Genomic DNA, 13596 nt, shown 5'->3' with positions numbered 1-13596 from the left:
TCATGAAAGAACCGGCATCCACGCAACGTTCATTGCTGTATCGGCACTTCCATCGCATCGCCTGGCTGGCGGTGGCCCTGGCGGCCTGCGTGATCGTGTTCGGCGCCTTCGTGCGCCTGTCCAATGCCGGCCTGAGTTGTCCGGACTGGCCGACCTGTTACGGCAAGGTGGCATGGCCGACGACGGCCGACCAGGTGGCTGACCACGCCGCCACCATGATCCGCCCGGTGCTGCCGGAGAAGGCGTGGCGCGAGCAATTCCATCGCATGATCGCCGGGCTGCTGGGCGTGCTGGTGCTGTCGCTGGCGCTGCTGGCGACCCGCAAGCGCCCGCAGGGATGGCTGCATGTGCTGGGTGCGGCGCTGGCGGTGGCCGTCGCCATCCCGCTGTACATGCGCGGTGCCCACCTGGCGGCCTCCGCTTTGGCGGTGGCAGGGGAGCTGCTTCTGCTGACCGGTGCGCTGCGCTGGTCGAACGTGGATCTGGCGCGGGCCAGCGTGCTCACCCTGGCCGTGATCATTTTCCAGGCCCTGCTGGGCATGTGGACGGTGACCTGGCTGCTGAAGCCCATCGTGGTGATGGGGCACCTCCTGGGCGGGTTGACCACGTTTGCCCTGCTCAGTTGGGTGGCGTGGCGCAGCACCGGCATTCCCATCATCAGCGGTGATGCGCGCCGGCTGCGCCTGCTGCTGGCCATCGGGCTGGCGCTGCTGGTCATCCAGATCGCACTGGGTGGCTGGACCAGCGCCAATTACGCAGCGCTGGCCTGCGGCACCGACTTTCCAAAGTGTGCGGGCGCATGGTGGCCGCAACACGATGTCCGCGAGGGCTTCGTGCTGTGGCGCGGCATTGGCGTGGATTACGAAGGCGGCGTGCTCGACAACGCCGCGCGCGTCGCCATCCAGCTGGTGCATCGGATGATGGCGGTGGTGGTGGCGGGCTATCTGCTGCTGCTGGCGGTGCGGCTGCTGCGCATGCCCGGCCTGCGCGGCTGGGGCGTGCTGCTGGCCGCGCTGGTGTGCACCCAGTTCGGTTTGGGTGTGGCCAACGTCATGTTGTCGCTGCCGCTGAAGATCGCGGTATTGCACAACGCCGGCGCCACCTTGTTGCTGTTCGTGCTGGTCACGCTGTTGGCGCGGCTGCGCCAGCCGGAGGCATGAGCATGTCCGCGCCGATCTGGTCGGGCTATTGGGCGGTCACCAAGCCGCGCATCGTTGCGCTGATCGTGTTCACCGCGATCATCGGCATGCTGCTGGCGATCCGTCCGGGCGAGCCGTGGCCGTGGTTGAGGCTGGCGATGGCCAGCATCGGCATCTGGTTGGGGGCAGCCAGCGCGTCGGCGATCAATCATCTGCTGGATCAGCGCATCGACAAACTGATGGCGCGCACTTCAGAACGGCCACTGGCCACCGGCGCCTTGCGGCCGGGTCAAGTGCTGGGTTTTGCCATCGTGCTGGGCGCAGCCTCGATGGCGATCCTGCTGTGGTGGGTGAACGCGATCTGCGCGGTGCTCACCTTCGCCTCGCTGATCGGCTACGCCATCATCTATACCGGCTTCCTGAAGCGCGCGACGCCGCAGAACATCGTGATTGGCGGGTTGGCCGGCGCCGCGCCGCCGCTGCTGGGCTGGGCCGCGGTCACCGGCATGCAGCAGGCGCATGACTGGGAATATGCGCTGCTGCTGGTGTTGATCATTTACGTGTGGACGCCGCCGCATTTCTGGGCGCTGGCGATCTTCCGGCGCGAAGACTATTCGCGCGCGCTGGTGCCGATGCTGCCGGTGACCCACGGCGTCACCTACACGCGCTGGCAGATCCTGCTGTACACGGTGCTGCTGGTGGTGGTGACCGTGCTGCCGTGGGCGGCGCACATGAGCGGCGTGTTCTACCTCGGCGGCGCGCTGGTGCTGGGCGGCGTGTTTCTCTGGTACGCGTGGCGCTTGCTGGATCCGCCGGATGAATTTTTCGCGATGCGAACCTTCAAATACTCCATCGTCTACCTGATGGCGCTGTTTGCCTTCCTGCTGGTGGATCACTGGCTGCAGCCGCTGTTCCAATCGGTGCCGGCGCTGGAGTTCGTGTCGCAGGCGTGAGCGACCTGTTCGCCGCGCAAGTGCATGGAACACGCACGCGGCTGGGCCGGCACGCCTGCGTGTTGCACGGGTTTGCACTGCCGGTGGCGGCGGAACTGCTGGCTGGCGTTGAGGTGGTGTCGGCGGCCGCGCCGTTTCGTCATCTGGTCACGCCGGGAGGCCATGCGATGTCGGTGGCGATGACCAATTGCGGGTCGTTGGGCTGGTGCAGCGATCGCCGCGGCTATCGGTACGATCCACGCGATCCGGGCACGTGCCGGCGGTGGCCCGCGATGCCGCAGGCATTCCTGCGGCTTGCCGCCGATGCCGCCGATGCCGCCGGGTTTGCGGATTATCGGCCGGACGCTTGCCTGATCAATCGCTACGCGCCGGGCACGCGCTTGACGCTGCACCAGGATCGCGATGAAAGCGATCACGTGGCGCCGATCGTCTCGGTTTCGCTGGGCCTGCCGGCCACGTTCCTGTTTGGCGGATTTGCACGCGGCGACAAGACCGTGCGGGTGCCAGTGGCGCATGGCGACGTGGTGGTGTGGGGCGGCGTCGACCGCATGCGCTTCCACGGCGTGCTGCCGGTGCGCGACGGCATGCATCCCCTGCTGGGTGCCCAGCGGATCAATCTCACCTTCCGCAAGGCGACATGAATGCGCGCCACGCCGGGCGCACCGCAAGAACCGGGATGTGCGCGCAGGTCCGGCTCGTTAGAGTGCGGTGTGCCCCACGGTGATGCCGCAATGAGCGACAGGACAAAACCGGCCCATCCAGCCGATGCATCGCAGCGGCACGCCGCACTGGTCGCGCAGGCGTGCAGGCAGATCGAAGCGGCGCCGCAGCCGCCGCTTCTGGATCAACTTGCGAGGGAAGCCGGGCTCAGTCCCCACCACTTTCATCGCGTGTTCAAGGCCATCACCGGGCTGACCCCGAAAGCCTACGCCGACGCGCGCCGCGCCAGAGCGGTGCGTGCGCGGCTGGCCAGTGGCGCAGGCCGCGTGACCGATGCCATCCTTGATGCCGGTTACAACGCGAATAGCCGGTTTTACGAGCGGGCCGATGCATTGCTTGGCATGACCCCATCGCAGTACAGCAAAGGCGGGCTCAATGCGCGCATCGAGTTTGCAGTCGGCGAGTGTTCGCTGGGCGCGATCCTGGTCGCGCGCAGCGCACGCGGGCTGTGCGCGATTTCGCTGGGCGACGATCCGGAGGCGCTGCTGCGCGAGTTGCAGGAGCGTTTTCCAAACGCGGCGCTGGTCGGCGGGGAGGCCGGCTTCGAACAGCTGGTGGCGCAGGTGGTCGGCCTGGTCGAAGCGCCGGGCATCGGCCTCGCACTGCCGCTGGATATACGCGGGACGGCCTTCCAGCAGCGCGTGTGGGATGCGTTGCGCAAGATCCCGGCAGGCCAGACGGTGAGCTATGCGCAGCTGGCGCAACGCATCGGCATGCCGAATGCGACGCGTGCGGTGGCGTCCGCCTGCGCGGCCAACACGCTGGCGGTGGCCATCCCCTGCCACCGCGTGGTGCGCAGCGACGGCGCGGTTTCAGGCTACCGTTGGGGCGTTGCAAGGAAGCGTGAATTGCTGGCGCGGGAAGCGGACGGCGACTGAGGCTCAGCGCTGCATGCGTGCCTGCAGCAGCTCGCGCATTTCCTGCTTGCCGGCATCGTCCAGCGCGCCTTCGCGCTGCTGCTGTTGCAGTTCCTCGATGCGCTGCTGCAGGACGAGCTTTTCCAGCTGCGCGATGGCGCCGAGGAATTCTTCGCGCAGCGCCGACTCCTCGCCCGGCAGCACCAGCGTGGCCAGCTTCTGCAATGCGGCAAGATCGTCGCGGCCTTCGAAATGTTCCAGCAGGGCGCCGGTGCTGATGTCCGGGCGCTCGCGCACCAGCAGTACCAGCTCGGACAGCAGTTCGATGCCGGGCTGGCGAAGCGCGGCGAAGCGATAGGGCGTCTGCAGGTCCAGCGCGAGGCCGGGGCGATTCAACAGGTGGGTGATGGCGCTGCGGATCAGGCTGGGCTTCTGCGCGGGCGAGCCGCGCGTCATGCGTTGTGCGGGCGGTGGCGGCGTGCTGGCGCGCGCGCCGACGCCGGTGAGGTCGGTCAGGCGCTGGCGCATCAGGTCGCCGAACGCGCCGTCGGGGATCTGCGCCAGCAGGGGCTTGCAGCGTTCCGCCAGGCGCGCCTTGCCGTCCAGGTTGGACAGATTCACGTCGCTGGCCAACGAGGCATAGAAAAACTCGGACAGCGGCGTGGCGTCGCGCAGGCGTGCATCGAAACCTTCCACGCCTTCCTGGCGGATCAGTGAATCCGGGTCCTCGCCATCGGGCAGGAACAGGAAGAACGCCTGGCGGCCGTCCTTCATCCGCGGCAACACCGACTCCAGCGCTTTCAACGCCGCACTGCGCCCGGCGCGGTCGCCGTCGAAGCAGAAGTACACGTCCGGCGCGTTGCGGAACAGCAGCTCGGCGTGGTCCGGGGTGGTCGCGGTGCCCAGCGTGGCCACCGCCTGCGACACCCCGTATTGGGCCAGCGCAACCACGTCCATGTAGCCTTCGACCACCAGCAGCCGCTCCAGCTTCTGGTTGGATTGCTTCGCCTGCCACAGGCCGTACAGCTCGCGGCCCTTGTGGAACAGCGGCGTCTCCGGCGAGTTGAGGTACTTCGGCGAGTCCTCGGGGTCGATCACCCGTCCACCGAAGGCGATGACCCGCCCGCGGCGGTCATGGATCGGGAACATCAGCCGGTCGCGGAACTTGTCGTAAACGTGGCCGCGCTCGTTCTTCGAAAACAGGCCGCCGCGCTCCAGCAGCTGCATGTGTTGCGTGTCGTTGCCCAGCGCGTCGCGCAGCGCCGAGAACCCATCCGGCGCGTAGCCGATGGCGTAGCGTTCGACGATGTCGCGGGCGATGCCGCGCTTCTCGACATACTGGCGGGCCTTGTCGCTGCCTGCCAGTTGCCGGCGGAAAAACGACGAAGCCGCCTCCATCACCGCGTAGAGGTCGCGGGTCTCGGGGTTGGCGTTGCGCTGCCGGGTATCGCGCGGGATGTCCATGCCCACGCGCCGCGCCAGTTCCTCCACGGCATCGAGGAATTCCAGTCGCTCGTACTGCATCAGGAAGCTGAGTGCGGTGCCGTGCGCGCCGCAGCCGAAGCAGTGGTAGAACTGCTTGGTCGGCGAGACGGTGAAGCTGGCGCTGCGCTCGTCGTGGAACGGGCAGCGCGCCGCGTATTCCTTGCCCTGCCGCTTCAGCGGCACGCGCGCGCCGACGATCTCGACGATGTCGGAACGCGCCAGGAGATCGTCGATGAAGGCGTCGGGGATGCGGGCCATCAGGCTACTTTGCCACGCGCCGGGTCGATCAAAGCGCGTCGTGCGATGCCAGCGCGTGCAGCGCCTCGCCTTCCAGCCGCTGCACGGTCCACGCGTCCATGCCCACCGCGCCGATGCGGCGGTAGAAGCCGATGGCGGGTTCGTTCCAGTCCAGCACGTTCCATTCGAAGCGGCCGCAGTCGCGCTGCACGGCGATCCGCGCCAGCGCGGCCATCAGGTGCTTGCCGAGGCCGGCGCCGCGATATTGCGAGCGCACGAACAGATCTTCGAGATACAGCCCGCGCTTGCCGAGGAAGGTGCTGAAGTTGTGGAAGAACAGGGCAAAGCCCGCCGGCTCGCCATTCACCTCGCCAATCAATACCTCGGCTGCCGGCTGCGCGCCGAACAGCTGCGCGCGCAGCGCCTCCTCGCTGGCCACCGCCGCATGCGCCAGCTGCTCGTAGTCGGCCAGTTCGGTGATCAGCTGCAGGATCAGCGGCACGTCATCGGTGGTGGCCGGGCGGATGGACAGCAGCGGACTTGTGGATTGCATGATCATCTTCAGGAGAGTGGTGTCGCACCCGGATCGTTGCCCCGGCCGCAGTGCGTCCGCGCGCGCGCGGTGAGCGCAGCACGAAAGCCTCGCTTACCCCAGCTTCTGCTTCACGAACTTCGAGACCAGGCCCATGTCGGCCTTGCCAGCCAGCGCCGGCTTGAGCACGCCCATCAGCTTCCCGATATCGGCGGGGGAGGCTGCGCCGGTGGCGGCCATGGCCTTGTCGATTTCGGCGAGGATCTCCGCTTCACCCAGCTTGGCCGGCAGGTAGGTTTCGATCACGCCCATTTCGTAGCGCTCCTGCGCGGCAAGGTCCTCGCGGCTGGCGGCGTCGAACTGGGTGATGGAATCCTTGCGCTGCTTGACCATCTTTTCCAGGATCGCCAGCACCAGGGCGTCGGTCATGTCGACGCGCTCATCGACTTCCTTCTGCTTGATGGCGGCGTTGATCAGGCGGATGACGCCCAGGCGATCTTTTGCGCCGGCCTTCATCGCGGTCTTCATGTCGTCAGTGAGCTGTTGCTTGAGGCTCATGTGTGGCTCCTGGTATGTCTGGAAACAGAAACGCAAAAAGCCGGCCACGCTTGCGCGTGCCGGCTTTGTCGCCAACCACCACGCTTAGTACATGCGCTGGCGTTTGGTGACGTCGCGCGAGCTGCGGCGCGCTTGACGCTTGACCGCAGCAGCGGCTTTGCGCTTGCGTTCCTGGGTCGGCTTCTCGTAGAACTCGCGCTTGCGGGTTTCGGCCAGCACGCCGGCTTTCTCGCAGGTGCGCTTGAAGCGGCGCAGGGCAAACTCGAATGGTTCGTTTTCGCGGACTTTGACGCTGGGCATCTGGGAATCTCGGTTCTTGGAATCCGCCCACCAAGTGGGGCGAGCCGCGAATGATAGCAGGCAGGATCATTTCGGCGCAAGATAGGCGCATGAAAGTTCTGGGCATCGAATCTTCCTGCGACGAAACCGGGGTGGCGCTGTATGACAGCGCGCGCTCCGGCGCAGCCGGCCTGCGCGCGCATGCCGTGTACAGCCAGATCGCGCTGCACGCCGACTACGGCGGCGTGGTGCCGGAGCTGGCCAGCCGCGACCATGTGCGCAAGCTGCTGCCGCTGATCCGGCAGACGTTGGCCGAGGCAGGCCTTGAAGTCGCCGACATCGACGGCGTGGCCTATACGGCGGGGCCGGGCCTGGTGGGTGCGTTGCTGGTGGGCGCTGGCGTGGCGCGCTCGCTGGCATGGGCGCTGGAGGTGCCGGCAATTGGCGTGCATCACATGGAAGGCCATTTGCTGGCGCCGCTGATCGAGGACGCTGCCCCGCAGCCGCCGTTCGTGGCCTTGCTGGTGTCCGGTGGACATACCCAGCTGGTGGCGGTGGATGCGATCGGCAGCTACCGGCTGCTGGGCGAAACCCTGGACGACGCCGCGGGCGAGGCATTCGACAAGACGGCCAAGATGATGGGCCTGCCTTACCCGGGCGGGCCGCAGTTGGCGAAGTTGGCGGAGCAGGGCGTACCGGGGCGCTTCAAGTTCGCGCGGCCGATGACCGACCGCCCGGGGCTGGATTTCTCTTTCAGCGGCCTGAAAACACAGGTGTTGCTGGCGTGGCGCGGCAGCGACCAGTCCGATGCGACCCGCGCCGACATCGCACGCGGGTTCGAGGACGCGGTGGTGGACACGCTGGCGATCAAGTGCGGGCGTGCGCTGGATGCGGCCGGCTGCGACACCTTGATCGTGGCGGGCGGAGTGGGCGCAAACAAGCGCCTGCGCGCCCGGTTGGCCGCGATGTGCGAAAAGCGCGGTGGCCGCGCCTGTTTCCCGCGCCCCGCGCTGTGTACCGACAACGGCGCGATGATCGCCTTTGCCGGCGCGCTGCGGCTGGTTGCCGGGCAGCACGATGACGCGGTGATCCGCGCCACGCCGCGCTGGGACATGGCGACCTTGCCGGCGGTGTGATGCGCCGACCCGCTTGCGCGCCCGGCCAATCGCGTACCCGGCTGCGGAAGCGTGCCGTGATCACGCCATGCTGATTCCGGGCGCGCAGACAGCAGGTATCCTGCCGACATGACCGACATCGTTTTCATTGAAGGCTTGCGCATCGATGCCTTGATTGGCGTGCATGATCGCGAGCGCCATGCCCCGCAGCCGCTGATCTTCGACATCCGCATGCATTTCGACAATCGCATCGCGGCCAGCAGCGATACGCTGGCCGATGCGCTGGATTACGAGGCGGTAAGCCTGCGCCTGGCCGACTACATCGCGCAGACCGAGTTCATGCTGGTGGAAACCCTGGCCGAATGCTGCGCCGACCTGATCCTGACCGAATTCGGGGCCAAGGGCGTGCGCCTGAAGCTGGGCAAGCCCGATGCGCTGGCGAACGCGTCGGCGGTGGGCGTGGAAATCCAGCGCGGGAGTTTTGGCCCGTGAGCGTGGTGCTGGTGACCGGCGCGTCACGCGGGATCGGGCGCGCGATTGCCGAACGCTTCGCGCGCCAGGGGTGCACGGTGATCGCCTGCGCGCGCGGGCTGGATGGCTTGGGCGAGCTGCGCGCGGCGCAGCCGCAGATCGAGGCCGTGGCCTGCGACATGCGTGACGATGCGGCGGTGGATGCGCTGGCGCGTGAGGTGCTGGCCAGGCACGGCGCGGTGGACCTGCTGGTCAACAATGCCGGCGCGTTCCGCCCGGGCGACATCGCCGGGGAAGCCGACGACGCGCTGCTGGAGATGTTGCAGGCCAACCTGTTCGGCGCGTATCGGCTCACCAAACGCCTGCTGCCGGGCATGGTGGAACGCCGCAGCGGCATGGTGCTGAACGTGTGCAGCACGGCGTCGATCGCGGCGTATCCCGACGGCGGCTCCTACAGCATCGCCAAGCACGCGCTGTACGGGTTTTCCCGCAACCTGCGCGAACAAATGAAGCCGCACGGCGTGCGCGTGGTGGCGCTGCTGCCGGGGGCCACGCTGACCGCGTCGTGGGAAGGCGTGCCGCTGCCGCCCGAGCGGCTGATGCCGGCGGCTGACGTGGCCGACATGGCATGGGCCGCGTGGGCGATGTCGCCGCGTACCGTGATCGAGGACATCGTGATGCGCCCGCAGCTGGGCGACATCGGGGAGGCAGATTTCCAGTGAACGACATCGTCACCATCCGTCTGGCGAAGCAGGCGATGAAATTCGCCGCTGCGCACTTCACCATCTTCTCGGCAACCGAGCGCGAGCGCCTGCACGGGCACAATTTCCGGGTCGAGGTCGATATCGAGGCGCGCATGCTGGGCAATGGCATGTGCTTCGATTACGGCATCTACAAGGACACCGTGATCGCGCTGTGCCGCGAGCTCAATGAATGGACGATCCTGCCAACCCGCTCGCCGTACCTGCAAATCGAGGAGCTGGGCGAGCATGTCATTGCGGTGTTCAATGGCCAGCGCATCCCGTTCCTGCGCAGCGACGTGCTGTTGCTGCCGATCGCCAATGCGACCCTGGAAGAATTCGCCGCGCATTTCCTGACCCGCCTGACCGCCAACCGCGACGAGATGCGCGAGCATCGCATCGGCGAGATCGAGGTGCGGGTGTTCTCCGGTCCGGGGCAGAGTGCCGGGCGGCGGCTGAGAGTGGACGCGTGAGCGGCCTGTCGGCGCCCGCCGCCGAAGCGCAGGCGCACAGCGCGCATCTGCGCGAGGTCATCCAGGAGCACATCATCGCGGCCGGCGGCGGCATCCCGTTCTGGAAGTTCATGGAGCTGGCGCTGTATGCGCCGGGGCTTGGGTATTACAGCGCCGGCGCGCACAAGTTCGGGCCTGGCGGCGACTTCACGACCGCACCCGAGCGCTCGCCGCTGTTTTCCGCGTGCGTGGCCACGGCGCTGGGCGCGGTGCTGCGCCAGCTCGATGCCGGGGCAGTGTTGTTCGAGCTGGGCGGCGGCAGCGGCGCCTTTGCCGAAGCGTGCCTGCTGCAGTTGCAGGCCGATGACGCGTTGCCGGCGCGATACGCGATCCTGGAGCCCAGTGCGGATCTGCGCCAGCGCCAGCGCCAGCGTTTGCAGCAGCGACTTCCGGCGGCGCTGCTTGCGCGGGTGGAATGGCTGGATGGGCCGATCCAGGAGCCGTGGAATGGCGTGCTGTTCGCCAATGAAGTGATCGACGCGCTGCCTGTGCCACGGTTTTCGATGCGCGCGGGTGAAGTAATGGAAGAGTTCGTCGCGCTGGATGGCGAGGGCCGCTTCGTGCGCCGCGAGCAGCCCGCCGATCCCCTGCTGGCCGCGGCGGTGCGGCATGTCGAGCAGCAGTTGCCCGAGCCGTTCGCGGAGGGCTACCGCAGTGAGCTGTTGGCGCAGCTGCCTTACTGGATCCAGGCCGTGGCTGGCGGCATGCAGCGCGGCGCGATGGTGTTCATCGACTACGGTTACGCGCGCGGCGAGTACTACCTGCCCGAGCGTGGCGACGGCACCTTGCGCGCCTTCCGCCAGCACCATGTCACCGGCGATGTGTTTGCGTGGCCGGGGCTGCAGGACATCACGGCATCCGTGGATTTCACCGCGCTGGCCGAGGCCGGCGTGGGCGCCGGCTTCGCGTTTTCGGGGTACTGCTCGCAGGCCAGTTTCCTGCTGGGCAATGGCCTGCAGACGCATTTGCTCGGGCTGGAGGCGCAGGCCACCGACGAAGTGGCATTGCACAACCTGCGCCAGCAGGCGAAGGCACTGACGCTGCCCAGCGAGATGGGCGAGCGCTTCCAGGCCATCGGGTTCCAGCGAGGCGTGGATCTTGAGCCAGCATTCGCGCTGGGTGACCTGAGCCATCGCCTGTGAGCCGGGCGCGGCGCATGGGACGTTCGCTGAAGCCGTTCCGCCGGCCGTGGTTGTGGGCGGGCTTGTGGATGCTGGCGATCGCGGTGGTGGTGGCGGGCTCGCTGCTGCCGGGCAAGGATTTGCCCGCGTTGCCGGTCAGCGACAAGTTCGAGCACTTCGCTGCCTATGCCGTACTGGCCGGCGGCGCGGTGCAGCTGTTCGCGCGGCGACTGTCGTGGGGCTTCATTTGCGTGCTGCTGGTGTTGATGGGGATCGGCCTGGAGTTTTTGCAGGCGCAGATGGGATTGGGGCGCACGCTGGATCGCGCCGATGCCCTGGCCAATGGCATCGGCGCACTGATCGGATTGGCCAGTGCGTTCACGCCGCTGCGGGATGCCTTGCTGGAGTTTGACCACCGGTTCTGACCGGCTTTCAAGGGGACAACGATGCGGGATGAAGGGTTGCCGCGGCGGCCGCTGCGATTTGCATCGGTGGATGTGCTGCGCGGCTGGGCGGTGGCGTTGATGCTGCTGGTCAACTATCCGGGCAGCTGGGCGCACGTGTACGCGCCGCTGGAACATTCCGAATGGAATGGCTTCACCCCCACCGACCTGATCTTCCCCAACTTCCTGTTCGTGGTCGGCGCGTCGATCGCATTGGGGCTGAAGCCGGGGGCGCCGCCGTTGAAGATCTGGCTGCGCGCGCTGCGGCTGGTGGCGGTGGGCATGCTGCTCTACCTTGTGGCGATGTGGGGCTACGACAAGGACGTGTTCCGCCCGTGGGGCGTCCTGCAGCGCATCGGCCTGTGCTACGGGGTGGCCGCCACGCTGGCGCTGCGGCTGTCGCCGCGCGCGCAGTGGGGCGCGATCGCCGCGATCCTGCTGGGCTATTGGGCGCTGCTGGCGGCCAGCGGCGGCTACCCGCCGCTGGACAACCTCGCCAGCCGGATCGACACCTGGATGCTGGGTGCGCACGCCTACCAGTTCGACGCCGCCAGCGGGCGCGGTCACGATCCGGAAGGGTTGCTCAGCACCTTGCCGGCCATCGCCACCACGCTGATCGGCGTGCGCGCCGGGGCATGGCTGCGCGAGCGCGGCATGCGGACCTTGCTGCTTGCGGGCGCCGGTGCGCTCGCGCTGGGCTGGCTGTGGTCGCTGGCAATGCCGTGGAACAAGAACCTGTGGACGTCGTCCTACGCGGTCTACGCGGCCGGTTGGTCGCTGCTGCTGCTGGCGCTGTGCCACGCGCTGTTCGACCTGCGCGGTTGGCCGCCGTTCGGGCGCAGCATGGGCATCAATGCCATCACCGCGTATGCCGGCTCGTGGCTGATGGCGTGCGTGCTGGAGAAGTGGGGCCTGTTCGGCGCGGCCTACGCGCATGCCGCCGCGCTGCTCGGCGACGGCAAGCTGGCCTCGTTGGCGGTGGCGGCAATGTTCGTCGCGTTTTGGTGGTTGGCGATGTGGGCGATGGAGAAGCAGGGCTGGAAAATCAGCATTTGATGCCATCTGATTTGGTTTGTCATTCCCGCGAAGGCGGGAATCCAGCTTTCGCTGTTGTCGTCCAGGAAATGCGAAGCAACGGCAATGGCTGGATTCCCGCCTTCGCGGGATTGACGAGCCGTGTATGGCAGCGGCGATGACTATGCAGCTGCAATCGCGGCAATGCGCGCCTTGCGCAGCGCCTCGCCGAATGCCGGGCCGGTGACGCCGGTTGCGGCAATGACATCGCCGCGTATCGCCAGCGCGGCCGCCTGCAGCCGACGCAGCTTCGCCGCCTGCGGATAGGCTGCTTGCGAGCGCCCGCCGCGGCCGCGTGCATCGGCTTCGCAAACGGTGGCCAACTGATCGATGCGGGCAGGTTTGCGGAAGCCGTCGCAGCGGGCGATCAGCTCGTGCACGGTGGCGGCTTTCAGTTCGTCGATGCGATGCACGTTGAGATGCTCGCGGCAGCAGGCGACGGCCAGTTCGCGATGTTCGGCCGGCACCTTCAGGCGCTCGCTCATCGCGAGCGTGGGCGCAATGCCGCGCTGCTCATGCATCAGGTGACGCGGCAGGGTGTCGGCTGGCGTCAGCGCCTTGCCCAGGTCGTGGCACAGTGCGGCGTAGCCGACCAGGTCGTCGCCGGCCGCCAACTGCGCGGCCATGTCGCAGACCAGTTCACAATGCAGGCCGCTGTCGATTTCCGGATGGTAATCGGCGCGCTGCGGCACGCCGTACAGGGCATCGACTTCCGGCAGGATCGCGCGCAGTGCGTCGGCAGCGCGCAGGGTGCGCAGGAAGGCGGCCGGCGAGGCGCTGCGCAGTGCCTTGGCAAGTTCCTGCCAGACGCGCTCCGGCACCAGCGTGGCCAGTTCGCCGCCATCGGCCATCTGCCGCATCAGCGCCAGCGTGTCCGGGGCGACGGTGAAGCCCAGCGGCGCGAAGCGGGCCATGAAGCGGGCCGCGCGCAGCACCCGCAGCGGATCCTCGACGAACGCCTCGCCGACGTGCCGCAGCACGCGCGCTTCGAGGTCGCGCACGCCGCCGAACGGATCGACCAGCGTGCCGTCTTCGGCGCGGGCGATCGCGTTGATGGTGAAATCGCGGCGGCGCAGGTCGTCTTCCAGCGTCACCGATGGATCGGCGTGCACCATGAAGCCGGTGTAGCCGCGCCCGGATTTGCGCTCGGTGCGCGCCAGCGCATGTTCCTCGCGGGTCTGCGGATGTAGGAACACCGGAAAGTCGCGGCCGACTTGCCGATAGCCGGCCTCCAGCATCTGCTGCACGCTGGCGCCCACCACCACATGGTCGCGATCGCCCGGTGGCAGCCCCAGCAGCGCGTCGCGCACGGCGCCGCCGACGAGGTAACGGGTGATGCCGTGCGGACGCGTGCCTGTCA

General features: G+C 67.7%; 16 protein-coding genes. 11 read left to right on the top strand and 5 right to left on the bottom strand.

The features are described 5' to 3' along the window. Positions 1 to 2 precede the first annotated feature (2 nt). The 4 genes from LIW09_RS11625 to ada all read left to right on the top strand — a co-directional run bounded on the left by LIW09_RS11625 (position 3) and on the right by ada (position 3690). Positions 3 to 1160 carry a COX15/CtaA family protein gene (locus LIW09_RS11625; protein WP_256645775.1) on the top strand — a complete coding sequence of 386 codons (1158 nt, stop codon included), beginning with the start codon at positions 3 to 5 and terminating at the stop codon, positions 1158 to 1160. Next, on the top strand, positions 1157 to 2092 hold the full coding sequence (gene cyoE / locus LIW09_RS11620) for a heme o synthase (protein ID WP_256645774.1): 936 nt from the start codon (positions 1157 to 1159) through the stop codon (positions 2090 to 2092). The genes LIW09_RS11625 and cyoE overlap by 4 nt, the downstream gene beginning before the upstream one ends. After that, positions 2089 to 2733 (top strand): DNA oxidative demethylase AlkB, encoded by a 645-nt coding sequence (gene alkB, locus LIW09_RS11615; RefSeq protein WP_256645773.1) that lies wholly within the window; start codon positions 2089 to 2091, stop codon positions 2731 to 2733. The genes cyoE and alkB overlap by 4 nt, the downstream gene beginning before the upstream one ends. 90 nt (positions 2734 to 2823) lie before the next feature. After that, positions 2824 to 3690: a bifunctional DNA-binding transcriptional regulator/O6-methylguanine-DNA methyltransferase Ada gene (gene ada, locus LIW09_RS11610; protein ID WP_256645772.1), complete on the top strand. Its 867-nt coding sequence runs from the start codon at positions 2824 to 2826 to the stop codon at positions 3688 to 3690. A 3-nt stretch (positions 3691 to 3693) separates the two neighbouring features. Here ada and dnaG read toward each other — a convergent pair whose 3' ends face one another. The 4 genes from dnaG to rpsU form a co-directional block, all read right to left on the bottom strand. After that, positions 3694 to 5412, bottom strand: coding sequence for a DNA primase (gene dnaG / locus LIW09_RS11605; protein ID WP_256645771.1), 1719 nt, complete (start codon positions 5410 to 5412; stop codon positions 3694 to 3696). 28 nt (positions 5413 to 5440) lie between these two features. Continuing rightward, the gene (locus tag LIW09_RS11600) at positions 5441 to 5944 is read right to left on the bottom strand and encodes a GNAT family N-acetyltransferase (RefSeq protein WP_256645770.1); all 504 of its coding nucleotides are present in this window, start codon (positions 5942 to 5944) and stop codon (positions 5441 to 5443) included. Positions 5945 to 6037: 93 nt separating this feature from the next. Then, positions 6038 to 6481: a GatB/YqeY domain-containing protein gene (locus LIW09_RS11595; protein WP_256645769.1), complete on the bottom strand. Its 444-nt coding sequence runs from the start codon at positions 6479 to 6481 to the stop codon at positions 6038 to 6040. Between the two features lie 84 nt (positions 6482 to 6565). Beyond that, entirely contained in the window at positions 6566 to 6781 is a 216-nt protein-coding gene (gene rpsU, locus LIW09_RS11590) for a 30S ribosomal protein S21 (protein WP_115647413.1), read from the bottom strand. A gap of 89 nt (positions 6782 to 6870) precedes the next feature. Here rpsU and tsaD point away from each other — a divergent pair, with 89 nt between their 5' ends. From tsaD to LIW09_RS11550, 7 genes are all read left to right on the top strand, one after another. Then, positions 6871 to 7896 (top strand): tRNA (adenosine(37)-N6)-threonylcarbamoyltransferase complex transferase subunit TsaD, encoded by a 1026-nt coding sequence (tsaD, locus tag LIW09_RS11585; RefSeq protein WP_256645768.1) that lies wholly within the window; start codon positions 6871 to 6873, stop codon positions 7894 to 7896. 108 nt (positions 7897 to 8004) lie between these two features. Continuing rightward, entirely contained in the window at positions 8005 to 8367 is a 363-nt protein-coding gene (gene folB / locus LIW09_RS11580; protein ID WP_256645767.1) for a dihydroneopterin aldolase, read from the top strand. Beyond that, entirely contained in the window at positions 8364 to 9068 is a 705-nt protein-coding gene (locus tag LIW09_RS11570; protein ID WP_275114551.1) for an SDR family oxidoreductase, read from the top strand. Before folB ends, LIW09_RS11570 begins: the two co-directional genes overlap by 4 nt. Then, positions 9065 to 9559 carry a 6-pyruvoyl trahydropterin synthase family protein gene (locus tag LIW09_RS11565; RefSeq protein WP_256645766.1) on the top strand — a complete coding sequence of 165 codons (495 nt, stop codon included), beginning with the start codon at positions 9065 to 9067 and terminating at the stop codon, positions 9557 to 9559. Before LIW09_RS11570 ends, LIW09_RS11565 begins: the two co-directional genes overlap by 4 nt. Continuing rightward, a complete protein-coding gene (locus LIW09_RS11560) occupies positions 9556 to 10740 on the top strand; it encodes a class I SAM-dependent methyltransferase (protein ID WP_425507889.1) in 1185 nt (394 codons plus the stop codon). The genes LIW09_RS11565 and LIW09_RS11560 overlap by 4 nt, the downstream gene beginning before the upstream one ends. Positions 10741 to 10754: 14 nt before the next feature. Beyond that, entirely contained in the window at positions 10755 to 11144 is a 390-nt protein-coding gene (locus tag LIW09_RS11555; protein ID WP_256645765.1) for a VanZ family protein, read from the top strand. 21 nt (positions 11145 to 11165) lie between these two features. Then, complete coding sequence (locus tag LIW09_RS11550) at positions 11166 to 12218, top strand: acyltransferase family protein (protein ID WP_256645764.1); 1053 nt, start codon at positions 11166 to 11168, stop codon at positions 12216 to 12218. A gap of 140 nt (positions 12219 to 12358) precedes the next feature. Here the strand turns inward: LIW09_RS11550 and LIW09_RS11545 are convergent, their stop codons facing one another. Further along, complete coding sequence (locus LIW09_RS11545) at positions 12359 to 13573, bottom strand: multifunctional CCA addition/repair protein (RefSeq protein WP_256647231.1); 1215 nt, start codon at positions 13571 to 13573, stop codon at positions 12359 to 12361. Between the last annotated feature and the right edge of the window lie 23 nt (positions 13574 to 13596).

It is taken from the genome of Thermomonas paludicola (genome assembly GCF_024498955.1).
In the GTDB taxonomy this organism is placed as follows: Bacteria; Pseudomonadota; Gammaproteobacteria; order Xanthomonadales; family Xanthomonadaceae; genus Thermomonas; species Thermomonas paludicola.
Note: the sequence above shows the minus strand (reverse complement) of the source record. Positions and strands in the feature narration are given on the sequence as shown.

Bases quoted from the DNA above. Each gene is read 5' to 3' on its own strand.
- LIW09_RS11625 (WP_256645775.1), top strand. From the start codon at position 3: ATGAAAGAACCGGCATCCACGCAACGTTCATTGCTGTATCGGCACTTC.
- cyoE (WP_256645774.1), top strand. From the start codon at position 1,157: ATGAGCATGTCCGCGCCGATCTGGTCGGGCTATTGGGCGGTCACCAAG.
- ada (WP_256645772.1), top strand. From the start codon at position 2,824: ATGAGCGACAGGACAAAACCGGCCCATCCAGCCGATGCATCGCAGCGG.
- dnaG (WP_256645771.1), bottom strand. From the start codon at position 5,412: ATGGCCCGCATCCCCGACGCCTTCATCGACGATCTCCTGGCGCGTTCC.
- LIW09_RS11600 (WP_256645770.1), bottom strand. From the start codon at position 5,944: ATGCAATCCACAAGTCCGCTGCTGTCCATCCGCCCGGCCACCACCGAT.
- LIW09_RS11595 (WP_256645769.1), bottom strand. From the start codon at position 6,481: ATGAGCCTCAAGCAACAGCTCACTGACGACATGAAGACCGCGATGAAG.
- rpsU (WP_115647413.1), bottom strand. From the start codon at position 6,781: ATGCCCAGCGTCAAAGTCCGCGAAAACGAACCATTCGAGTTTGCCCTG.
- tsaD (WP_256645768.1), top strand. From the start codon at position 6,871: ATGAAAGTTCTGGGCATCGAATCTTCCTGCGACGAAACCGGGGTGGCG.
- folB (WP_256645767.1), top strand. From the start codon at position 8,005: ATGACCGACATCGTTTTCATTGAAGGCTTGCGCATCGATGCCTTGATT.
- LIW09_RS11555 (WP_256645765.1), top strand. From the start codon at position 10,755: ATGGGACGTTCGCTGAAGCCGTTCCGCCGGCCGTGGTTGTGGGCGGGC.
- LIW09_RS11550 (WP_256645764.1), top strand. From the start codon at position 11,166: ATGCGGGATGAAGGGTTGCCGCGGCGGCCGCTGCGATTTGCATCGGTG.